At 63.4% G+C, this 21,344-nt stretch carries 16 protein-coding genes and 1 pseudogene; 4 read left to right on the plus strand and 13 right to left on the minus strand.

Annotation, left to right across the window (positions count from 1 at the left end; genetic code table 11):
- Positions 1-486: 486 nt before the first annotated feature.
- From O7A70_RS22035 to O7A70_RS22085, 11 genes and pseudogenes are all read right to left on the minus strand, one after another.
- Positions 487-747, minus strand: coding sequence for a DUF2312 domain-containing protein (locus tag O7A70_RS22035; protein ID WP_015315223.1), 261 nt, complete (start codon positions 745-747; stop codon positions 487-489).
- 159 nt (positions 748-906) lie between these two features.
- On the minus strand, positions 907-4,365 hold the full coding sequence (gene pyc, locus O7A70_RS22040) for a pyruvate carboxylase (RefSeq protein ID WP_337142336.1): 3,459 nt from the start codon (positions 4,363-4,365) through the stop codon (positions 907-909).
- A gap of 284 nt (positions 4,366-4,649) precedes the next feature.
- Positions 4,650-5,768 carry a branched-chain amino acid ABC transporter substrate-binding protein gene (locus O7A70_RS22045; protein WP_140713112.1) on the minus strand — a complete coding sequence of 373 codons (1,119 nt, stop codon included), beginning with the start codon at positions 5,766-5,768 and terminating at the stop codon, positions 4,650-4,652.
- Positions 5,769-5,905: 137 nt separating this feature from the next.
- The gene (locus O7A70_RS22050) at positions 5,906-6,253 is read right to left on the minus strand and encodes a DUF6867 family protein (protein WP_140509916.1); all 348 of its coding nucleotides are present in this window, start codon (positions 6,251-6,253) and stop codon (positions 5,906-5,908) included.
- 16 nt (positions 6,254-6,269) lie between these two features.
- A complete protein-coding gene (locus O7A70_RS22055) occupies positions 6,270-6,998 on the minus strand; it encodes an ABC transporter ATP-binding protein (RefSeq protein WP_127276520.1) in 729 nt (242 codons plus the stop codon).
- The gene (locus O7A70_RS22060; RefSeq protein WP_337142337.1) at positions 6,998-8,470 is read right to left on the minus strand and encodes an ATP-binding cassette domain-containing protein; all 1,473 of its coding nucleotides are present in this window, start codon (positions 8,468-8,470) and stop codon (positions 6,998-7,000) included. The genes O7A70_RS22055 and O7A70_RS22060 overlap by 1 nt, the downstream gene beginning before the upstream one ends.
- A pseudogene (gene livM / locus O7A70_RS22065) lies at positions 8,470-9,981 on the minus strand (high-affinity branched-chain amino acid ABC transporter permease LivM); the annotation flags it as partial. The pseudogene livM and the gene O7A70_RS22060, both read right to left, overlap by 1 nt.
- 88 nt (positions 9,982-10,069) lie before the next feature.
- The gene (locus tag O7A70_RS22070) at positions 10,070-10,972 is read right to left on the minus strand and encodes a branched-chain amino acid ABC transporter permease (protein ID WP_015315217.1); all 903 of its coding nucleotides are present in this window, start codon (positions 10,970-10,972) and stop codon (positions 10,070-10,072) included.
- Between the two features lie 335 nt (positions 10,973-11,307).
- Positions 11,308-12,309 (minus strand): 4-hydroxyproline epimerase, encoded by a 1,002-nt coding sequence (locus tag O7A70_RS22075; RefSeq protein WP_337142339.1) that lies wholly within the window; start codon positions 12,307-12,309, stop codon positions 11,308-11,310.
- 14 nt (positions 12,310-12,323) lie between these two features.
- Positions 12,324-13,637: an NAD(P)/FAD-dependent oxidoreductase gene (locus O7A70_RS22080; protein WP_337142340.1), complete on the minus strand. Its 1,314-nt coding sequence runs from the start codon at positions 13,635-13,637 to the stop codon at positions 12,324-12,326.
- 39 nt (positions 13,638-13,676) lie between these two features.
- On the minus strand, positions 13,677-14,570 hold the full coding sequence (locus tag O7A70_RS22085) for a dihydrodipicolinate synthase family protein (RefSeq protein WP_337142341.1): 894 nt from the start codon (positions 14,568-14,570) through the stop codon (positions 13,677-13,679).
- Positions 14,571-14,639: 69 nt separating this feature from the next.
- Between O7A70_RS22085 and O7A70_RS22090 the strand changes: the two genes are divergently transcribed.
- Positions 14,640-15,332 carry a GntR family transcriptional regulator gene (locus tag O7A70_RS22090; protein ID WP_442921201.1) on the plus strand — a complete coding sequence of 231 codons (693 nt, stop codon included), beginning with the start codon at positions 14,640-14,642 and terminating at the stop codon, positions 15,330-15,332.
- 13 nt (positions 15,333-15,345) lie between these two features.
- Here O7A70_RS22090 and O7A70_RS22095 read toward each other — a convergent pair whose 3' ends face one another.
- Together O7A70_RS22095 and O7A70_RS22100 are read right to left on the minus strand one after the other, a co-directional pair.
- On the minus strand, positions 15,346-15,651 hold the full coding sequence (locus tag O7A70_RS22095; RefSeq protein ID WP_027141741.1) for a hypothetical protein: 306 nt from the start codon (positions 15,649-15,651) through the stop codon (positions 15,346-15,348).
- 292 nt (positions 15,652-15,943) lie between these two features.
- Positions 15,944-17,440 (minus strand): CoA-acylating methylmalonate-semialdehyde dehydrogenase, encoded by a 1,497-nt coding sequence (locus O7A70_RS22100; protein WP_027141740.1) that lies wholly within the window; start codon positions 17,438-17,440, stop codon positions 15,944-15,946.
- 213 nt (positions 17,441-17,653) lie between these two features.
- Here O7A70_RS22100 and O7A70_RS22105 point away from each other — a divergent pair, with 213 nt between their 5' ends.
- The 3 genes from O7A70_RS22105 (at position 17,654) to O7A70_RS22115 (ending at position 21,271) form a co-directional block, all read left to right on the plus strand.
- Positions 17,654-18,535, plus strand: coding sequence for a LysR family transcriptional regulator (locus O7A70_RS22105; RefSeq protein ID WP_337142343.1), 882 nt, complete (start codon positions 17,654-17,656; stop codon positions 18,533-18,535).
- A 142-nt stretch (positions 18,536-18,677) separates the two neighbouring features.
- Positions 18,678-19,121: a hypothetical protein gene (locus tag O7A70_RS22110; protein ID WP_337142344.1), complete on the plus strand. Its 444-nt coding sequence runs from the start codon at positions 18,678-18,680 to the stop codon at positions 19,119-19,121.
- Positions 19,118-21,271 (plus strand): phospholipase D-like domain-containing protein, encoded by a 2,154-nt coding sequence (locus O7A70_RS22115; RefSeq protein WP_337142345.1) that lies wholly within the window; start codon positions 19,118-19,120, stop codon positions 21,269-21,271. Before O7A70_RS22110 ends, O7A70_RS22115 begins: the two co-directional genes overlap by 4 nt.
- Positions 21,272-21,344 lie beyond the last annotated feature (73 nt).

Consider the following 21,344-nt stretch of genomic DNA (forward strand, 5'->3'; position numbering starts at 1 on the left):
CTACGAGCGGTCGAGATCTTAGCGCGATCCAATTTCATCTCGATTTCGGAAATGTTTCCGCTGGATGTCAGGCCTGGGATCGAAAGCTCGCCTGGACTAGTCTCCACCTGCCGCTCATGAAGGGGCGGCGCCCGTGGTCCCGGCGCGACGCGCGTAAGAACAAGATCTTTTCGAAGCCCTCTTGGCATCGGGAAGTGACAAATACGGGGACGCCCGCCGAAATTGCATCGGCGACGGCGTCCACGACACCTGGGGTGGCGTTTCCTCGGCCGAAATCGAGAATGATAGCCTCATGGTTCGATGCCGCTCCAGCATCACCCAGGTCAGGACCGTTGCTGAGCCTCACAGGCTGTTTCGAAATTCGCTCCGGTCGGTCATGTGGTGGTGGTTTCGAGAACCGTAGCGCGGCGGACATTGGTCCGTGAGCAACGGAAGCGCGGAAAACGCCATCGGATGGCCGCCAGAGTAGAATTTCCAAACAGGCTCTTAGACCATGCCGAGCGCGGCCATGTACAGATCGAGGATGGCATCCTCCTCCTGGCGCTCGGCCTGGTCCTTCTTGCGCAACCGGATGATGGTGCGGATTGCCTTGGTGTCAAAGCCGGTGCCCTTGGCCTCGGCGAAGACTTCCTTGATGTCGTCTGATATCGTCTTCTTTTCTTCCTCGAGCCTCTCGATGCGCTCGATCAAGGCACGCAGCTGGCCGGCGGCAACAGTCTGGCTGGTCTCGGTGATATCGTCGGCCATGTTTTCTCCAAATCGGTTCCGCGCCGCGACTCGGGGAACGTGCCGCGGCGAATTTCAGCGGTTCGATGCCCGACCCGGGCCGGCGGGTCAAGCCGTTATCGAACAGCTCGCCAAGCCTGCCGCCAGAAGCCGACAGGCCTGCCCGTTCCTCGCGAGCTCTCAGTTGAACGCGATCAGCAGATCCTTCGCATCGATCTGGTCGCCGGCCTTGACCAGCACCTCGGCAACCGTACCGTCGCGCTCGGCGTGCAACGCCGTCTCCATCTTCATCGCTTCGATGGAGAGCAGCACGTCGCCGGCCTTGACCGCCTGGCCGGCGGCAACCGCAAGCGCCGAAACCACACCCGGCATCGGCGCCCCGACATGCGCCTCGTTGCCGGGCTCCGCCTTGCGGCGCGCCTTGGCTGCCGAGGCACCATGCGCGCGGTCGGGCACCTTCACACGCCGGGGCTGGCCGTTGAGCTCGAAGAACACGGTGACCATGCCCTTCTCATCGACATCGCCGAACGCCTGGCAGCGCACGACCAAGGTCTTGCCCCTTTCGATATCGACGAAAATCTCGTCTTCCGATTTCATGCCGTAGAAATAGGTCGGCGTCGGCAGAACGCTGACCGGGCCGTAGGTTTCCTGCGCGGCGACGAAGTCGGAAAACACTTTCGGATACATCAGCCACGAGGCGAATTCGTATTCCGACAGCTTGCGCTCGAGCTTGTCCTCGATCTCCTTGCGGCTCTTCTCGAGGTCGGCCGGCTTCAGCAACGAACCGGGCCGCGCCGTGATCGGCTTGTCGCCTTTCAGTGCCTTCTTCTGCAGCACCCGCGGCCAACCGCCCGGGGACTGGCCGAGGTCGCCGCGCAGCATCGAGACGACCGAGTCCGGGAACGCGATGTCGCGGGCCGGGTTCTCGACATCGGCAACGGTCAGGTCCTGGCTCACCATCATCAGCGCCATGTCGCCGACGACCTTCGAGGACGGCGTCACCTTGACGATATCGCCGAACATCAGATTGACGTCATGATAGGTCTGCGCCACTTCGTGCCAGCGTGTCTCCAGCCCCAGCGAACGGGCCTGTTCCTTCAAATTGGTGAACTGTCCGCCCGGCATTTCGTGCAGGTAGACTTCCGAGGCCGGCCCTTTCAGGTCGCTCTCGAAGGCGGCGTATTGGTTGCGAACGGCTTCCCAGTAGAACGAGATCTTGCGGATCCACTGCGGGTCGAGGCCCGGATCACGCTCCGTGCCCTTCAGTGCTTCCACGATCGAACCGAGACATGGCTGCGACGTGTTGCCGGAGAAGGCGTCCATCGCCGCGTCGATGGCGTCGACGCCGCTTTCCACCGCCGCCAGCACGGTTGCCGCCGACAGACCTGATGTGTCGTGGGTGTGAAAATGGATCGGCAGGTCGGTCGCATCGCGCAGCGCCTTGAACAGCACGCGGGCGGCACTCGGCTTCAACAGGCCGGCCATGTCCTTGACCGCGATGATATGGGCGCCGGCTGCCTGCAATTCGCTGGCGAGCCCGACATAATATTTGAGGTCGTACTTGGCCCGGGCCGGATCGAGGATGTCGCCGGTATAGCACATCGCCGCTTCGATCAGCTTGCCCTCGGCGCCCACGGCGTCCATGGCGACGCGCATGTTCTCGACCCAGTTCAGGCAGTCGAAGACGCGGAACAGGTCGATGCCGCCGCTTGCCGCCTGCTTGACGAAATGCTGCACGACATTGTCGGGATAATTGGTGTAACCGACGCCGTTGGCGCCGCGCAGCAGCATCTGCAGCAACAGGTTGGGGGCTGCTTCCCGCACCAGCGACAGCCGCTCCCACGGATCCTCGGTGAGGAAGCGCATGGCGACGTCGAAAGTGGCGCCGCCCCAGCATTCGAGAGACAGGAGCTGCGGCAAGGCGCGCGCATAGGTGCCGGCGATGCCGGCAATGTCATGCGTGCGCACGCGGGTCGCGAGCAGCGACTGGTGGCCGTCGCGCATCGTCGTGTCGGTGACCAGCACTTCCTTCTGCTCACGCATCCAGGCGGCGAACTTCTCCGGCCCGAGCACGTCGAGCTTCTGCTTGCTGCCGCTCGGCACATTGCCGTTGAGATAAGGCACCACGGGCGGCGCCGCGTCTGCCTTTGGCGTCGGCCGCCCGCGCGTCTCGGGATGGCCGTTGACGCTGACGTCGGCCAGGTAGTTGAGCAGCTTGGTGGCGCGGTCCTGGCGCTTGACCTGCTGGAACAGCTCCGGCGTCGTGTCTATGAACCTCGTCGTATAGGAATTGTCGGCGAAGCTCGGATGATTGATGATCGCTTCGAGGAAAGTGAGGTTGGTGGCGACGCCGCGGATGCGGAACTCGCGCAAGGCGCGGTTCATGCGGGCGATCGTCTCTGCCGGCGTCGGCGCCCAGGCCGTGACCTTCTCCAGCAGCGGATCGTAGAAGCGGGTGATGACCGCGCCGGAATACGCCGTGCCGCCGTCGAGGCGGATGCCGAAGCCGGTGGCGCCGCGATAGGCGGTGATGCGGCCGTAGTCCGGAATGAAATTGTGTTCGGGGTCTTCGGTGGTGATGCGGCACTGCAAGGCATGGCCGTTCAGCCGGATGTCCCTCTGCGCCGGTACGCCCGATTCCGGCGTGCCGATGGCGAAGCCGTCGAGGATGTGGATCTGCGCCTTCACGATGTCGATGCCGGTCACCATCTCGGTGACGGTGTGCTCGACCTGGATGCGCGGATTGACCTCGATGAAGTAGAACTTGCCGGTATCGGCGTCCTGCAGGAATTCGACGGTGCCGGCGCCGATATAGCTGGTCTCGCGCGCGATCTTCAGCGCGTAGCCGCAAAGCTCCTGGCGCAGGTCCTCGCTGAGATAGGGCGCCGGCGCGCGCTCGACGACCTTCTGGTTGCGGCGCTGGATCGAGCAGTCGCGCTCGAACAGGTGCACGGCATTGCCGTGTGTGTCGCCAAGCACCTGCACTTCGACATGGCGAGCGCGCTCGATCAGCTTTTCGAGATAGACCTCGTCCTTGCCGAAGGCGGCTTTCGCCTCGCGCTTGCCTTCCATGACCTCGCGGGCGAGTTCGGCCTCGGAACGGATGGCGCGCATGCCGCGGCCACCGCCACCCCACGAAGCCTTCAGCATGACCGGATAACCGACCGTCTTGGCGAGCTCCTTGACCGCCTCCAAATCGTCCGGCAACGGATCGGTGGCCGGCACCACGGGCACGCCGACCTCGATGGCGAGATTGCGCGCGGCGACCTTGTTGCCCAGCCGGCGCATCGTGTCGGGCTTCGGCCCGATGAAGGTGATGCCTGCTTGCGCGCAGGCTTCGGCGAATTCGGGGCTTTCCGACAGCAGCCCGTAGCCGGGGTGGATGGCATCGGCGCCCGAAAGCCTGGCGACGCGGATCACCTCCTCGATCGACAGATAGCTCTCGATCGGCCCCATGTCCTTGCTGAGATGCGGTCCGCGCCCGACCTGGTAACTTTCATCGGCCTTGAAGCGGTGCAGCGAATATTTGTCCTCCTCGGCCCAGATCGCCACGGTTTTGAGGCCCAGTTCATTGGCCGCGCGAAAGACACGGATGGCGATTTCTGACCGGTTGGCGACGAGGATCTTCGTGATGGCCAAGGACTGGGCTCCAGCAGCGGAAGGGACGGGAAATCGAGGCAATGATTAACGTGAAAATGCTGCAGTGCAAACAAAATCGACGCAGGTTTAAACCGATTTAAATCAATTATCCGGCCAACACTCGCACGCATTCGTTCGAACGGACGGAACAATGGCGACAATTTCGATCCTGGATGCGATCTTCCCAACCAAGGAAAGCTGACGGGGATGTCACCGCTGCCGGCGCGTCAAAGAAAATGCCCGGCGCGAGGCGCCGGGCATCGTTGGTTTCGGATCCGAATGAATTACGACTTCGGGAACCAGGAATACTTCCCGTCATCCTTCTTCTTCCATTCGTACATGATGTAGCCCGGCAGCTTCGGATCGCCCTTGGCGTCATAGGCGAGATCGCCCAGAACGGAGGGGAACGGCCCGTTTTCATGCATCGCCTTGGCGACGGCCTGCGGATCGTTCGTCTTGGCGGCGGCGGCCGCCTCGGCGACCACCTGCACGGCGGCATAGGCGTAGAGCGTGTAGGCTTCCGGCTCGAAACCCTGCGCGCGGAACTTCTCGACGAGTTCCTTGTTGGCCGGGATCAGCCGCGGGTCGGGGCCGAACGTGTTGAGCGTGCCGGCGACGGCGTCGCCCGCGATGGCGGCGAGTTCGTCCGTCACAATGCCGTCACCCGACATCATCGGCGCCTTGAGGCCCTGGTCCGCGGACTGACGGATGATCAGGCCGGCTTCGGTGTGCAGGCCACCCCAGTAGATCAGGGTGACGCCGGCTTCCTTCATCTTGGCGATCAGCGCCGAGAAGTCCTTGTCGCCGACATTGACGCCTTCATACATCACTTCCTTGACGCCCGCGGCGTTCATCGCCTTCTTGGTTTCGTCCGCGAGGCCCTGGCCGTAAGGGGTCTTGTCATGGATCACGGCGACTTTGGCATCCTTGAAGTTCGCGGCGATATAGGCGCCGGCGATGCTGCCCTGCTGGTCGTCGCGTCCGCAGGTACGGAACACATTCCACAGGCCGCGCTCGGTGAACTTCGGGTTGGTCGCGGCCGGCGTGATTTCGACGATATTGTTTTCAGCATAGACTTCGGAGGCCGGGATCGACACGCCCGAGTTGAAGTGGCCGATCACAAACTTGACGCCGTCGCCGACGAACTTGTTGGCGACCGAGATGCCCTGCTTCGGATCGGAGACGTCGTCGCCGACTTCGAGCTTGATCTGCTCGCCATTGATGCCGCCCTTGGCATTGATATCGGCGACCGCCGCTTCGGCGCCCTTCTGCAGCTGTGCGCCGAAGGCCGCGTTCGGACCGGTGATCGGACCGGCGACGCCGAACATTACATCAGCCCACGCGTTGCCGCCGAACGCGACGAGCGCGGTCAGGGCTACGGCGGACAAAAGTGACTTTTTCATTTAAACGCTCCCATTAACGGAGTGGGCGTGGATGAAGCTTTCATGCGATGCCCACCCTTATCGCAGAAAGCATAGTTTGCCGATTTTCAGGCACTTGTCACGCCGATTCATCCCTGACGCGGCGTTAATGATGAACGTCAACCTTTCGGTTTCCAGCTCAAGATGGAAGCTCTTTCATAGAGCCAATTATACTGTGTGACCATCTGGTTGGTTCGTGTGTATTGATAGCCGACGAAGCCCAGTATCATCAGCACGATGGTATCGACGATATAGTAATGCAGCGAGAACATCGTGCCGTCGAACAGCGCATGATGGATGAAACGGATACCGATGCCGAGGCCGAGCATGTAGGCGAACAGCTGGATGAAGCTGCGCCATGTCTGGGCACTGGCCTTGCCGGTCATCCAGGCCGCCCAGCCGCCGAGCAGGCAGGTGACGAAGAAGAACTGCCAGATCGATGGTTCCTCGTAGAGAATGCCTTGCATGGGAAGTCTCCTGAACTCAGTGATGTCCGCCTTCGAGATAGGCGGCGCGCACTTCCGGATTGGCGAGCAGTTCCTTGCCGGTGCCGCTCATGGTCACATTGCCGTTGACCATGACATAGCCGCGCGTGGCGAGCTTGAGCGCGCCGAACGCGTTCTGCTCGACCAGGAACACGGTCAGCCCTTGGGTGCGGTTCAATTCGCGGATGGCATCGAAGATCTGCTTGACGATCAGCGGCGCCAGACCCAGCGACGGCTCGTCGAGCAGAAGCAGTTTCGGCCGCGCCATCAGTGCGCGTCCGATCGACAGCATCTGCTGTTCGCCGCCCGACAAGGTCCCGCCACGCTGGGCGATGCGCTCCTTCAGTCTGGGGAACAGCGTGAACACCTTCTCGACGTCCTCGCCATAGTATTTGAGGTTATCGAGGCTGGCGCCCATCTGCAGGTTTTCCATCACCGTCATGCGCGGGAAGATGCGCCGGCCCTCGGGTGACTGTGCGATGCGCATGCGTGCGATTTCGTGCGTCGGCAACTGGGTAATATCGGTTCCGGCGAAGGTGATGGTGCCCGTGCGGGCCCGCGGAGCCCCGAAGATGGTCATCATCAGCGTCGACTTGCCGGCGCCGTTGGCGCCGATCAGCGCCACGATTTCACCTTGCTTGACGGTGACGTTGACCCCGTTCAGCGCACGGATGTTGCCGTAATAGGTCTCCACGCCCTTGATATCGAGCAGCGTTGTCGTGGCCATCACTTGCCCCCTCCACGCTTGCCCTGAACGGGCTTGCCTGTGCCCGCGGCCTTGCCGGAAGCATGACTGGTCGCCACCTTGCCCGCATCGACGCGGCGCGAGAATTGCGTATCCTTGCCCTGACCGAGCAGCTTCGCCTGCTTGACCCATTCCTCGCGCGCGATGCGTCCGTCAAAGGCGAGATAGGCCTCGACCGCCTCGACATCGGCCTTCTTCCAGGCGCCGATCTGGTCGAAGTGGAAGATGCCGTGTTCGTTGAGCTTCTTCTCGTTGACGGTCCCGATGCCCTTGATGCGGGTAAGATTGTCGGCCTTGCCGCCACGGGGGGCAGCGAGGCGGTTCGAAACGCCTTCGGACTTCGCGGCAGGCGCCTTGGCGGCCGTTTTCCTTGGTGCCGCTTTCTTCGGCGCGGGCATGGCTGGTACCGGTGCGACAGGCCTGCTTGCCACGGTGGCGGCGCGGGCGTCGACCTGCGCTGCCTTCGAAGCGCCTTTCGACACGGTCACCCGCTCGCCTTCGCTATGGCCGACGGTGTCGCTCACCGGCCCGGCCAGATACGACGACGACGTCCCCGGGCCATGCGCCGAGTCGGGACCGATATCGAGCTGTTCGATGACGTCCTCGTCACCGACTTCGGTGAGCGCGGTCTCGACCTCCTCGTCGTCGACGCCGAGATAGGCGGCGATGACACGCGGGTCGGTGCGCACCGACTGTGGATTGCCGTCGGAGATCTTGCGGCCATATTCCAGCACCACGACGTGGTCGGAAATCTGCATGACCACCGACATGTCGTGTTCGATGAGCAGGATCGAGGTGCCGGTCGTGTGCTTGATGTCCATCAGCAGTTCGTTTAGCGCCGCCGATTCCTTCGGGTTGAGGCCGGCCGCCGGTTCGTCGAGGCACAGAAGCTCAGGACCGGTGCACATGGCGCGCGCGATCTCGAGCCGCCGCTGCGCGCCGTAGGGCAAGTCGCCGGCCGGATCGTCGGCGCGATCGACGAGATCGGCCTTTTCCAGCCAGTGCTTGGCAAGCTCCACCGATTCGGCCGAGGCTTTGCGGTAGCCGCTGAAGCCGAACAGGCCCAGGATCGTATAGCCCGATGCCTTCATCAGCTTGTTGTGCTGGGCGACGAGCAGGTTCTCCAGCAGCGTCATGCCCGAGAACAGGCGGATGTTCTGGAAGGTCCGCGCCACCTTGGCGCGCGCCGGGATCTCATGGTTGGGCAGCCGTTCCAGCAGGTAGTTGGAACCGTCGGCCCGGTTGAGCGTGATCATGCCCTCCGACGGTTTGTAAAAGCCGGTGATGCAGTTGAACACGGTGGTCTTGCCGGCGCCGTTGGGTCCGATCAGCGCGGTGATTTCGCCGCGCCTGGCGGTGAAGGACAGGTCGCCGATGGCGACCAGGCCGCCGAACTTCATCGACAGATGATCGACCTGCAGGATGGCATCGTTCACTTGCGTGGTCGCATTCATCAGCCGTGGCCCTCCTTGGTGAAGGAGCCTGAGACAGCTCTTCGTTCCCTTAGGAAGGCTGTCGGTTCACGGCTGCCGACGAAGCCGCGGGGCTTCCACAGCATGACGATGACCATGGCCATGCCGAACAGAAGCATGCGGTAGAGTTCCGGTGTGAAATCGGGCCCGAAGACCTGCTTGAGGAAGTCGAGTTCGCGCAGCGCCTCGGTGCCGCCGATCATCACCATCGCGGCGACGGCGATGCCGACCAGCGAGCCCATGCCGCCGAGCACGACGATGGCCAGGATAATGGCCGATTCCAGGAAGACGAAGGATTCGGGGCTGACGAAACCTTGCCGCGCGGCGAAGAACGAACCGGCGAAGCCGCCGAACATGGCGCCGGTGGCAAAGGCCGTCAGCTTGGTGGTGGTGGTGTTGATACCGAGCGAGCGGCAGGCGATCTCGTCCTCACGCAAGGCTTCCCAGGCGCGGCCGACGGGCAGGCGCCGAAGCCGGATGGTGACGAAGGCGGTTAGCAGGCAGAGCCCAAGGATCAGGTAGTAGAGGAAGATCTTGTAGTAGGCGCTGGACGTGGCGATGTTCAGCACCTTGGCGATGTAATTCGGGTCCGACACGTTGAACGACATCAAGCCGAAGAAGCTGACCTTGGGAATGCCGGAGATGCCGGCCGACCCATTGGTGACCTCGCGCCAGTTGATCAGCACGAGGCGAATGATCTCGCCGAAGGCGAGCGTCACGATCGCCAGATAGTCGCCGCGCAGGCGCAGCACGGGAAAGCCGAGCAGCACCCCCCAGAGCGCGGCCATGGCGCCCGCGGCGGGCAACAGTATCCAGAACGACAGGCCGAAATGCGTGGCGAGAAGCGCATAGGCATAGGCGCCAAGCGCATAGAAAGCGACGTAGCCGAGATCGAGCAGACCGGCGAGGCCGACGACGATGTTCAGTCCCCAGGCCAGCATCACATAGATCAGGATCTGGATGCCGAAATTATCGACCCATTTCAACGAACCCTGCAGCCCGGTGGCGACCGACCAGGCGTTGAGTGACAGCACCGCGACGACGAGGATCGGGTACAGCACCAATGCCGAGATGCCCAATTTGGTGAAGTTGGCATGGATGAAGGCGCGGAAGTAATAGATCACGCAGGCCAGCACATAGATGACCGCCAGGGCACGCAGGAATTGCAGGTAGCCGGCCGGTTCTGCCCCAACCCATCCGGCGAGAGAGCTGTTGAACACGAACAGCAGCACCATGGCGACGACCGCTCCGATGAAGGTCGGCAGGGTGAAGAAGCGGGATGCCACACTTGCCGGCATGAGCCCGGTGGCGACATCGGCGATCTTCTGGTTAGCCATGAAGGGCTGGCCGTAGGCGACATAGAGGAAACGCCCGACGGCCGTGGCGATCACCACCGCGGCAAGCAGGCCCCAGCGCTGCACCACGACCAGTTCGTTGGAAATGTTCTGGTCGGTCCTGAGGCCGATGAACAGCACGAACAGGCCGAGCGCTATCGCGCCGGCATAGAAGGCCTCGCGCAGCGCGCGCTGCATGGGGCTGGCGACGATGTCGCGCTCTGGAGATACGGTCACGGCCATGGTCTCAGACCTTTTCGACTTCTGGCCGGCCCAAGATGCCGGAAGGCAGGAAGATCAGGACGATCGCCAGGATCGAGAAGGCAGCGACGTCCTTGTAGTCGATCGAGAAATAGGCCGACCACATGCTCTCGATGAAGCCGATGAGGAGGCCGCCCAGCACGGCACCTGGCAATGAGCCGATGCCGCCAAGAACCGCCGCCGTGAAAGCTTTTACCCCGGGCGTAAAGCCGTCCGAGAAGGCGATGACGCCGTAATACATCAGGAACAGCGTGCCGGCGACGGCGGCAAGGGCTGCGCCCATGATGAAGGTGATCGAGATGGTGCGATCGACGTCGATGCCGAGCAGTGCGGCCATCTTGCGGTCTTGCTCGCAGGCGCGTTGCGCCCGGCCGAGCGAGGTCTTGTTGACCAGGTACCAGAACAGCGCCAGCAGCAAAGCGGTGACGATGACGATGATGATCTGCTTCAGCGACACGCTGACGCCGTTGATGTTGTAGACCTGGCTGACCATCGGCGGGATCGGCTTGTTGCGGGGGCCTTGCGTCACCTGGACGAAGTTCGACAGCGCGATCGACATGCCGATGGCGGTGATCAATGGCGCCAGCCGGAACGAACCGCGCAGCGGCCGGTAGGCCACCTTCTCGATCGTCCAGTTGTAGAGGCTGGTGAGCAGCATCGCCACGATCATCATGACCAGCAGCGCGATGACCACGGGCACCGAATAAAACAGCGCGCCGAGGATGAGGAAGACGATCAGTGCCGTGAAGGCGCCCACCATGAAGATGTCGCCATGGGCGAAATTGATCATGCCGATGATGCCGTAGACCATCGTGTAGCCGATTGCGATCAGCCCATAGATCGATCCCAGCGTCAGCCCATTGATAAGCTGCTGGACAAAATACTGCATGTGTACATGGCTCCCCTGGAATGTCGCCCATGCAGACGCATTCCTTTTCGTATTTCCCCTAGTCGTAAAGTTTCGAGCCCGGATTGCAACGTGATTTTTTCGACCGCTCCGCGTGGTTCCAAGTCACGTCTTCCCGATCGCCCGTTTTTCGCACCCAGCCCCTGGACTATCGCGGACCCTACCATTGGCATAACGCAATGTCTTTGACGATTGGGCCGCATCATGCGCTCCGTTTCGAAGAAATCACCGTCAAGATTAGGTGATGAGAAGAATCGTTGCGTTCCTGACATGGTTCGTTTTTTCGTCACACTCCTTTCCGCAAGGTCAGGATTCTCCTACTTGACCACGAAACCATGCGCGAACGGGTCGCGGTCGTCGATGAAGATGGTGTTCAGTCCGGTCATGCGCGCCCAGCCGCCGATCGAGGGGATGATTGCCGGCTTGCCAGCCACGGTGACCTCTTTTTCGACCTTGCCCTTGAACAGCGAGCCGATGATCGATTCATGGACGAAGGCGTCGCCGGCCTTGAGCTTGCCCTTGGCATGAAGCTGCGCCATGCGCGCCGATGTGCCGGTGCCGCAGGGCGAGCGATCGATCGCCTTGTCGCCGTAGAAAACGGCATTGCGGGCATCGGCGCCCTCGACCGTCGGCTTGCCGGTCCACAGCATGTGCGACAATCCGGCAATGCCGGGGTTCTCCGGATGCACGAAGGAATACTTCTCGTTGAGCCGCTGCCGCACCACCGGGCTCCAGGCGATGAAGTCGCCGGCGGAATAATCGGCCATGTCGCGATAGCTCGCCTGCGGTTCGACGATGGCATAGAAATTGCCGCCATAAGCGACATCGACGGTTATTTCACCCAGCCCTGGACATTCGACTGTCAGCCCTTCGGCATGGAGGAAGGACGGCACATTGGTGATGCGCACCTCCTCGACATACTCGCCGACCTGCTTGTATTCGGCGATGACTAGGCCGGCCGGCGTGTCGAGCCTGAGCACACCCGGCGTCTTCGGCTTGATCAAGCCGTGCTCGATGGCCATCGTCACCGTGCCGATGGTGCCGTGGCCGCACATGGGCAGGCAACCGGACGTCTCGATGAACAGGATGGCGATGTCGCAGTCCTCGCGTGTCGGCGGATAGAGGATCGAGCCGGACATCACGTCATGGCCGCGCGGCTCGAACATCAGGCCGGTGCGGATCCAGTCATATTCGGCGAGGAAATGCGCGCGCCGTTCCATCATCGTCGAGCCCTGCAGCAGCGGCCCGCCGCCGGCGACCAGCCGCACCGGGTTGCCGCAGGTGTGGCCGTCGATGCAGAAAAAGGATTTCTTGGCCATGTCGCTCCTCGATATCAAAACCGTTGTGGGCTGAAGGGGGCCAGATCAACGGACGAAGTCTGCCCCAGAACGAATTCCCTGATCAACCGCCCGGTTGCCGCGGCCTGGGTCAGGCCGAGATGGCCGTGACCGAAGGCGTAGATCACCGACCGGCTTCGCGTCGCGTTGCCGATGACGGGCACCGAATCCGGCAGCGAGGGCCGGAACCCCATCCATTCGCGTCCGCCCGAGGGATCGAGCCCCGGAAGGAATTTCCGCGCCTTCTGCAGGAGCGCTTTCGACCTGTTGAAATTGGGTGGCCGCTCGATGCCGCCGAGTTCCACGGCACCGCCGACGCGCAGGCCCGTTTCGAGCGGGGTGATGACGAAGCCATGACCGGAAAAGATCAGCTGCCGCCTCACGTCGAAAGCGCTCGTCGGCAGCGTCGTGTTGTAGCCGCGCTCGGTCTCCAGCGGAATGCGATCGCCGAGTTGCCGCGCCAGCAGGTGCGACCAGGCGCCCGCGGCAACGACGATGTGCCTGGCTTGTCTTGTCGAGCCATCGGCCAGCGTCAGTGTCGCACCATCCTGATTCGCGGCGACGCGGTCGATGCGGGCCATCTCGAAGCGGGCGCCCTTGGACTGCGCGTAAGCCCACACCGCCTTGCCGAGCAGTTTTGGATCGGCGACCGTCTTCCATCCCGGCACGAAGGTGCCCTTGACGAAGCGCGGTGACAACCCAGGCTGCAAGCCCGCGAGGTTTTCACCTTCTACATGGCGGAAGCCGATGCCGAAGCGCTCGCGCGCCGCCCAGCCCGACAGTGAGGCGCGGAACTCGGCTTCGCTTTCGTAGAGCTCGAGCGAACCGTCCTCGCGCAGCATCGGCCGCGTGCCGGACCGATCGAGCAGATCCATCCATTCGGCCTCGGCAAGCTTCATCATGCCGGCCTGGGCCGTCAGGCTCGCCTCGTATTTCCCCGGCGCGCCGGCGCGCCAGAACCGGATCAGCCAGGGCAGCAGCTTGGGCAGGTAGGCGGGCGGGATGCTGAGCGGGCCGAGTGGATCGGCCAGCCATTTCGGCAGCTGCCTGATCATGCCCTTGTGCGCCAGCGGCAGCACGTCGGAAAAAGCAAAGGCGGCGGCATTGCCTGAGCTCGTCTCCTCGCAGATGCCGGTGCGATCGAAGACCGTGACATCCAGCCCGGCCTCGGCGAGGAAGGCAGCCGCGCAAATACCGATGATGCCGCCACCGACGATGGCAATGTCTTTCCCTTCTCCCCGTTCACGGTTAGAAGGTGCCCGAAGGGCGGGGCGGCGCCCCGCTTCTGTCGATTTGGTACTTCCTGTCACGTGGGCGCTGCCCTTCACCTGGCTGCCGGCATCTTCTCCTTAGAACTGTGGCAGTGTCGGCCGCACCGCCAGCGCATCCTTGACGATCTTCTCGACGGTCTTGCGGCGTTCGCCCGACAGTGGCATGCGCGGCATGCGGACGCGATCATTGGTATTGATGGCGAACACTTCGGCAAGCTTGATGTTCTGCACCAGATAGGTCGAGACATCGAGGTCGAGCAGCGGCCGGAACCAGCGGTAGATGGCAAGCGCCTCTTCGCGGCGGCCGTGCTTCATCAGCTGGTAGATGGCGACGGTCTCGCGCGGGAAGGCGGTGACCAGGCCGGCCACCCAGCCGATGGCACCGACGGACAGCGCCTCGAAGGCGAGGTTGTCGACACCGGTGAACAGGTCGTAGCGGCTGCCCAGGCGGTTGATGATCTCGGTCGAGCGGCGGATGTCGTCGGAAGATTCCTTGATGGCGACGAAGCGCTTGTCCGATGCCAGCTCCTCCATCTGGTCGACGGTGACGTCGACGCGATAGGCGAGCCGGTTGGAATAGATCATGACCGGCAGGTCGCCTGCCTCGGCCACGGCGCGCAGGGCCGCCACGGTCTCTTCCGCGTTGGTGTGGTAGATCGGGCTCGGCACCACCATCAGGCCGTTGGCGCCTTCCTTGGCGGCGCGCCTGGCGATGCTGGTCGCCTCGCGGGTGCCGGCCTCGTTGACGGTCAGCAGCACCGGCTTCTTGCCTGCAATCTTCTGCGCGGTCTTCAGCACCTCGATCTTCTCGTCAGGCGACAGCATCGGCCCTTCCCCGAGCGAGCCGCAGACGATGATGCCGTCGCAGCCGGCCTCCATCTGCAAGCTGAAGCAACGTTCCATTTCGGCGTGGTCGAGCCGGTCGTCGGCGGTGAATTTGGTCGTGACGGCGGGGTAAACTCCGGTCCACATGGCTATTTCTCCATCTGATATATCAGCCATATATCTGTTAGGAAAGCCGCTGTCAATGCGGAATCCCCTATGATATATTCTAGATATATCAGGAAACCGGCTTTGATATCCATGGAAGCAAGCACCCTGTCCGAGCCCGCGGCGACCAAGGCCTACCGTGTCCTTGAGCACATGATCGTCACGCTCGAACTGGCCCCGTCGAGTTTTGTCACCGAGGGCTCCTTGATCGAGCGGCTGGCGCTCGGCCGCACGCCGGTGCGCGAGGCGATCCAGCGGCTGGCCTGGGAAGGGCTGCTTGACGTCAGGCCCCGCGCCGGCATCGCGATCGCGCCGCTGCATCCGGGCGACTGGCTGCGTGTACTCGATGCCCGGCGCGGCGTCGAGGTGGTGCTCGCACGATCAGCCGCCCGTTTCGTCACCCGCGAGGCCGCCGACCTGTTTCACGAGGCGGCGCTCGCCATGCAGAAGGCAGTCATCTCGGGCAATGTGCTCGCCTTCATCCAGGCCGACAAGGCGCTCGACGAGGCGCTGGCACTGGCTGCCGACAACCCGTTCGCCGCCCGGCTGGCCGCCCCCCTGCAGACCCACAGCCGCCGCTTCTGGTTCCGCTACAAGGCGGACACCGGGCTGGCGGAATCCGCCGAGCACCATGTAGCACTGATCCGCTCGATCCTGGACGGCGACGAGGACGGCGCCGCCAAGGACGCCAAGAAACTGATGGCTCTGCTGCGCGGCCATGCCGAGGTGGCCGCGACGCGCTAACTGCAAAAATAGTTCAGGCGCCCGGCAAAGCCGCCTTGATCGTTGGGCTGTCCCAGCCCTCGCCGACCGACAGGATGCAACTCTGGCCCTTCGTGTCGGAAGCCAGAACCGTCCAGCTGCCTTGATCGGAAACGAACACTTCGAGGACCACATTGGGATTGATCAGGCCGCGCCCGGCTTCGCTTTCGTGGAAGTTCTCACCGAGCGCTTTCACGATATCGGCGCGTGCGGCGCATTGTCCGGCCGCATTTGCCTGAGCAGCGCCGGTGCACATCGCCATCGCCGCAACGAACAGTGTCGCCGTAAGACGTCGTGTCATCTGACACCTCCTTGCGCCGGACGATGCAATGCCACCGGCCCGCCGTGCGGCGCCCTGGTTGTCTGCCGGGCCTCCTCCACGGCAGGATTGCAGCCCTAAGTCCCGCGAGCCCCCGCCGGTTCCATCACATTAACGTTTGCAAACAAAAGGCCTAAGTCCGGAGACTTAGGCCTTGAGTAAAATCGCGTCTTCTCGTCCGGTCAGTCCATCGTCGGGATGACGAACTCCGCATCATCCTTGATGCCTGCCCGCGCGCCCGGAGCGAGGACGCGCAGACGAAGAAAACGTCCGGCTAGTTCATCGTCGGGATGACGAATTCGGCGCCATCCTTGATGCCCGACGGCCAGCGCGAGGTCACCGTCTTGGTCTTTGTATAGAAGCGGAACGCGTCCGGGCCGTGCTGGTTGAGGTCGCCGAAGGAAGACGCCTTCCAGCCGCCGAAGGTGTAGTAGGCGATCGGCACCGGGATCGGCACATTGACGCCGACCATGCCGACCTGGACACGGCTGGCGAAGTCGCGCGCCGCGTCGCCGTCGCGGGTGAAGATGGCGACGCCATTGCCCATCTCGTGATCGTTGGCGAGCTTGATGGCGTTCTCATAGGTCGGTGCGCGCACCACCGAGAGCACCGGCCCAAAGATCTCTTCCTTGTAGATGCGCATGTCCGCCGTCACGTTGTCGAACAGGCAACCGCCCATATAGTAGCCGTCCTCATAGCCCTGCATCTTGAAGCCTCGGCCGTCGACGACGAGCTTGGCGCCTTCCTTGACGCCGGTATCGACGTAGCCCTTGACGCGCTCCAGCGCCTGGGCGGTGACCAGCGGGCCGAAATCGGCGGCCGAGTCCGTCGACGGTCCGACCTTCAGGCTCTCGACGCGCGGGATCAGCTTTTCCATCAGCCGGTTGGCGGTGTCGTTGCCGACCGGCACCGCCACCGAGATCGCCATGCAGCGCTCGCCGGCCGAGCCGTAGCCGGCGCCGATCAGCGCGTCGACGGTCTGGTCCATGTCGGCGTCGGGCATGATGATCATGTGGTTCTTGGCGCCGCCGAAGCACTGCACGCGCTTGCCGGCCGCCGTGCCGCGCGAATAGATGTAGTGGGCGATCGGCGTCGAGCCGACAAAGCCGATGGCCTTGATGTCGGGATCGTCGAGGATAGCGTCGACGACATCCTTGTCGCCGTTGACGACGTTGAGGATGCCAGCCGGCAGGCCGGCCTCGATGAACAGCTCGGCAATGCGCATCGGCACGCCCGGATCACGCTCCGAAGGCTTCAGGATGAAGGCGTTGCCGCAGGCGATCGCCGGTGCGATCTTCCAAAGCGGGATCATCGCCGGGAAATTGAACGGCGTGATGCCGGCGACGACGCCGAGCGGCTGGCGCATTGAATAGACATCGATGCCGGGGCCGGCGCCGTCGGTGAACTCACCCTTCATCATATGCGGCGCGCCGATGCAGACCTCTACGACTTCGAGGCCGCGCTGGATGTCGCCCTTGGCGTCGGCGATGGTCTTGCCATGTTCGCGCGCCAGGATCTCGGCCAATTCGTCATAGTCGCGGGCGACCAGTTCGAGGAATTTCATCAGCACGCGCACCCGGCGCTGCGGATTGGTCGCCGCCCATTTGGGCTGCGCGGCCTTGGCATTCTCGACCGCCGCGCGCAGTTCCGCCTGCGAGGCCAGCGCCACCGTGCCGCGCACCGTGCCGTCCATCGGCTGCATGACGTCCTGCTTGCGGCCGCTGGTGCCGGCGACACGCTTGCCGCCGATGAAATGACCGTAATCGATCATGATTTCTCTCCCTTTGTTTGTGATGCCGTATTGTCCGCCTTTGCGGCGGCGAAGGCAACGCGAGGGAGAACGCAACCGTTGTGCGGGAAATAGATAACGAACGAGACCTGTGCATCAATTGCCGCAAATGGTAAGGTGTGCTCGACATCACTGGCATGGTTATATTGAGTTCTGTGGAATGCGACGTTGACGATTGCCCGCCGGAGCATCCCCATGAACTGGGATGACGTCCGTATCTTCCTCGCCGTGGCGCGTGCCGGCCAGATTCTTGGCGCCGCGCGCCGGCTGGAGCTCAACCATGCCACTGTCTCGCGCCGCATCGCTGCCCTTGAGGAAGCATTGAGGACGAAACTCTTTCGCCGACTTACCACCGGCAGCGAGTTGACGCCGGCCGGCGAGCGCTTCCTCGATATCGCCGAGCGCATGGAGGGCGACATGATCGCCGCGCGCTCGGCCATATCAGGCGAAGGAGATGACGTGTCCGGCACCGTGCGCATCGGCGCACCCGACGGCTTCGGCGTCGCCTTCCTGGCCAAGCGGCTGGGCGAACTCACCGCCCTTCACCGCGAACTCACCATCCAGCTCGTGCCGGTGCCGCGCTCCTTCTCGCTGTCGCGGCGCGAAGCCGATATCGCGATCACCGTCGAACGGCCGACCGAAGGCCGGCTGGTGGCGGGAAAATTGGTCGACTATTCGCTCGGCCTGTTCGCCTCCCGCGGCTATGTCGACGCGCATGGCCTGCCCAAAACCGCCGCCGAGCTCGGCCAGCACACACTGATCGGCTATGTGCCTGATCTCATCGTCAGCCCTTCGCTCGACTATGCCGCAGAATTCAGCGCGGACTGGCGCACCAGCTTCGCCATCTCCTCGGCACTCGGCCAGGCCGAGGCCGTACGCTCGGGTGCAGGCATCGGCATCCTGCACACCTTCGTCGCCCGCTCGATGCCGGAGTTGGTGGCCGTCGATGTGGTCGCGCCTATCCGCCGCGCCTACTGGCTGGTCTATCACGAATCGGTCAGGCCGCTGCGCCGCGTCCAGATCGTCGCCAGCTTCATCACCAAGGCGGTCGAGCGCGAGCGGGGCCTGTTCCTTTAGAAGCGCCGGCACGGCGAAACGGCCAGGTTTCCACACGCCGCCTTTTCCTTGCCACAAAACCGCACAGTGTGGCATCACCGGTCGCCGGCCATGGGGTGGGTGTCGGGTGGGGAAATCTTTCAGAAAGCTGGCGCGGATAGACATGCGAGCCGTTCTTGCCATCCTGCCGCTGCTGTTCGTCTCCGCATGCGCCAACCCATGGACAAAAGTGCCGGAAGCCGAATTGCCCAAACCGATCCGCTACGTCATGGCGCGCCCCTCGCCTTTCGTCCTCGGCAATTACTGCGGTCCCGGCACCCGCACCGGCGATCTGTCGGCCCGGCCGGTCGACCGCCTCGACGCCGTTTGCCGAACCCATGACGCCTGCTACATCGCTCGCCGCAACCATTGCGACTGCGATGGCGCCCTCGTCGCCTCGGCGAGAGCAATCCGCGACGACAAGACGGCGCCCCGCAAGATGCGCAGCGAGGCGGAACTGCTGATCGCCACCTTCACCATCCCTGTCTGCAAGGTTTTTCCGCAAGGTTTCATGCCGCCGCGCGACCCGGCGCAGTTGAGTGCCGTGAGGGCCGGAGCCGCCGGGTGAACGTCCGCACGGCCGTCATCCTCGCCCTGTTCGGACTGGCCGCCCTTGCCGGCTGTGCCGGCGCAGGCGGCAATGCCTGCGACCTCCTGGCGGGACAGGAGGCTTGCGCGCGGCCCTCGCTGTCGGCCAGCACGCCCGGGGCGCAGGTCGGGGCGGCGCAGTTTTTCGGAGATACCGGCGACAGCGACTACGAAAGACGGTTCCTGACGCTGCTCGCCAACAACCAGCTCGGCGCCATGGACCGTGCCAACGGCACCGGCCCCTTCGGGCGCAACCGCCGCGATGTCCAGAACCGCGATTTCCAGGCGACGTATTCGACGCTACGGCAACTGGCCGGACCGATGGCCAATGCACATCTGCCGCCGGCCGGTGGGGGCAGCGGCGACGGCCATTTCGACGGCCGCTGGCGGGTGTCACGGCAGACGCTCTACATCGATGCGGCGGCGCGGCCCTCGGCGCCCAAGACCTTCGATTTCTCCGGCCTGCAGGCGCGCAGCACCGAGATCGTCGTGCGCCAGGCAGGCAAGCAGCCGGCCGACATCGAGGGCACTTGCGACGGTGCATTGGCGATCCGCGCCGCGGGAACCTCACGCATCATTGCCGCCGGCGCGGCATTCGGCTTTCGCCTGTCGGGCGAGGACGACACGGTCAGCCTGTTTCCGGGTGACAGCCTGAACCGGTGCACGGCAAGGATCCGCTCCAGCCTTGCGCCCACCGGCGCGCCCCTCACCATCCGGCGCGAAGAGACCGCCGATCCGGCGCTCGCCAACTTGGACAGCCGCTACCAGCGTTGCCCGGTCCCCAGCGGCGCCGGCATCGACGCCCTCGAGCGCGCCTTCTATGCCAGCCGCTGGCTGTCGCAGACCTGCGCCATGCCGATCGGCGAGCCCAGGCTGCTGCGCAAGTCGCGCGACGGCTTCAACGCCAAGGTCGAGGCGCTGATGGGCGCGCCGCTGTCCGATGCGACAATAGACAAGGGTGACCCCGAACTGCCGCTCGATTTCTCGAAGGCGCCAAGGCTGAAGCTGATCTATCTGTCCTCGCTCGAGTTCAAGGCGGACTTTTCCGGCCGTATCATCGAACGATTGATCCGCCATCATGCAGCGCTTGGCACCAAGGTGCGCATCATGATCACCGACGTGCTGGAGCGCGACAAGGACGACGCCATGCTGTACCGCCTGGCGGCCGAATTCCCCAATGTCGAGCTGCAGGAATATCGCTGGCAGGCGGACCACGGCGCGCCGGTCGACGAGCAGATTTCACAATTGCACAAGGTCCATCATATCAAGATGCTGGCGACGCTGGCGCAGGACCCCGCGCGTTCGCGCGTCATCATCGGCGGCCGCAACATCCATGACGGCTTCCTGTTCCACCAGCCCATCGACCTGTCGCGCTATCCGGACCTCGAGCAATATGGCAAGACCGACGGATTTTCGCTGAACTACTATTCGAACTGGAGTGACTTCGACATCGAGTTCGCCGACCGGGCGACGGTCGAGACGCTGGCCGCGCATCTCTCGACGATATGGCTGCGCGACGCCGACGCCAACCTGGCGCGCCCCTTCTCCGTGCCGGTCCACGGAGATGGCCGCCCCCACGGCAATGCCCGGCATTTCATCTCGGTGCCCTATGAGGATGATCATGCGCTGGAGGCCTATTTTGTCGAGCTTGTCGATGCCGCCCAGCACCGTATCCAGATCGTCAACCCTTATCTCAATTTGACCCCCAGCCTCGCCGAGGCCTTTGACCGGGCACTCGCCCGCGGCGTCAGGATCGACATTGTCGGCCGCATCGACCTCAAGGGCGACATCGGCGGCAAGTTCCTCACCGCGCTCAACAAGCTGTTCGTCGAGAAATATGGCGACCGCATCGACATCCGCGAGTTCAAGGCGCCTGACGTGGTGCTGCATTCCAAGATCATGATGATCGACGAAAGGCTCGTCGCCATTTCCTCGGTCAACCTCAACAACCGCAGCTTCTTCCACGATTCGGAGAACGGCATGATGGTGCTCGACCCCGCCTTCTACGCCAGGATGAAGCCGGTCTATGACGACTATCTCGCCCACTCGAACCCGGTTTCCACCAAGGTGACGATCCCGTGGGCCTACCGGCTGCTGTTCCACGAGGCGTGGGTCAGGCAGGCGTTCTGATGCATGTCGCCCAAAAGCGGCTCCGGTTTTGGGGCAACGACATGCATCAAAGCAAAGAACAAAGCGCGTCGGC

This window comes from Mesorhizobium sp. Cs1299R1N1, from assembly GCF_037179655.1.
Classification (GTDB): Bacteria; Pseudomonadota; Alphaproteobacteria; order Rhizobiales; family Rhizobiaceae; genus Mesorhizobium; species Mesorhizobium salmacidum.

Coding starts and splice junctions, on each gene's coding strand:
- O7A70_RS22060 (WP_337142337.1), bottom strand. CDS start 8,470: ATGAATGCGACCACGCAAGTGAACGATGCCATCCTGCAGGTCGATCAT.
- O7A70_RS22050 (WP_140509916.1), bottom strand. CDS start 6,253: ATGCAAGGCATTCTCTACGAGGAACCATCGATCTGGCAGTTCTTCTTC.
- O7A70_RS22085 (WP_337142341.1), bottom strand. CDS start 14,570: ATGTGGACCGGAGTTTACCCCGCCGTCACGACCAAATTCACCGCCGAC.
- O7A70_RS22095 (WP_027141741.1), bottom strand. CDS start 15,651: ATGACACGACGTCTTACGGCGACACTGTTCGTTGCGGCGATGGCGATG.
- O7A70_RS22035 (WP_015315223.1), bottom strand. CDS start 747: ATGGCCGACGATATCACCGAGACCAGCCAGACTGTTGCCGCCGGCCAG.
- O7A70_RS22055 (WP_127276520.1), bottom strand. CDS start 6,998: ATGGCCACGACAACGCTGCTCGATATCAAGGGCGTGGAGACCTATTAC.
- O7A70_RS22100 (WP_027141740.1), bottom strand. CDS start 17,440: ATGATCGATTACGGTCATTTCATCGGCGGCAAGCGTGTCGCCGGCACC.
- O7A70_RS22075 (WP_337142339.1), bottom strand. CDS start 12,309: ATGGCCAAGAAATCCTTTTTCTGCATCGACGGCCACACCTGCGGCAAC.
- O7A70_RS22105 (WP_337142343.1), top strand. CDS start 17,654: ATGAACTGGGATGACGTCCGTATCTTCCTCGCCGTGGCGCGTGCCGGC.
- O7A70_RS22045 (WP_140713112.1), bottom strand. CDS start 5,768: ATGAAAAAGTCACTTTTGTCCGCCGTAGCCCTGACCGCGCTCGTCGCG.
- O7A70_RS22070 (WP_015315217.1), bottom strand. CDS start 10,972: ATGCAGTATTTTGTCCAGCAGCTTATCAATGGGCTGACGCTGGGATCG.
- O7A70_RS22110 (WP_337142344.1), top strand. CDS start 18,678: ATGCGAGCCGTTCTTGCCATCCTGCCGCTGCTGTTCGTCTCCGCATGC.
- O7A70_RS22090 (WP_442921201.1), top strand. CDS start 14,640: ATGATATATTCTAGATATATCAGGAAACCGGCTTTGATATCCATGGAA.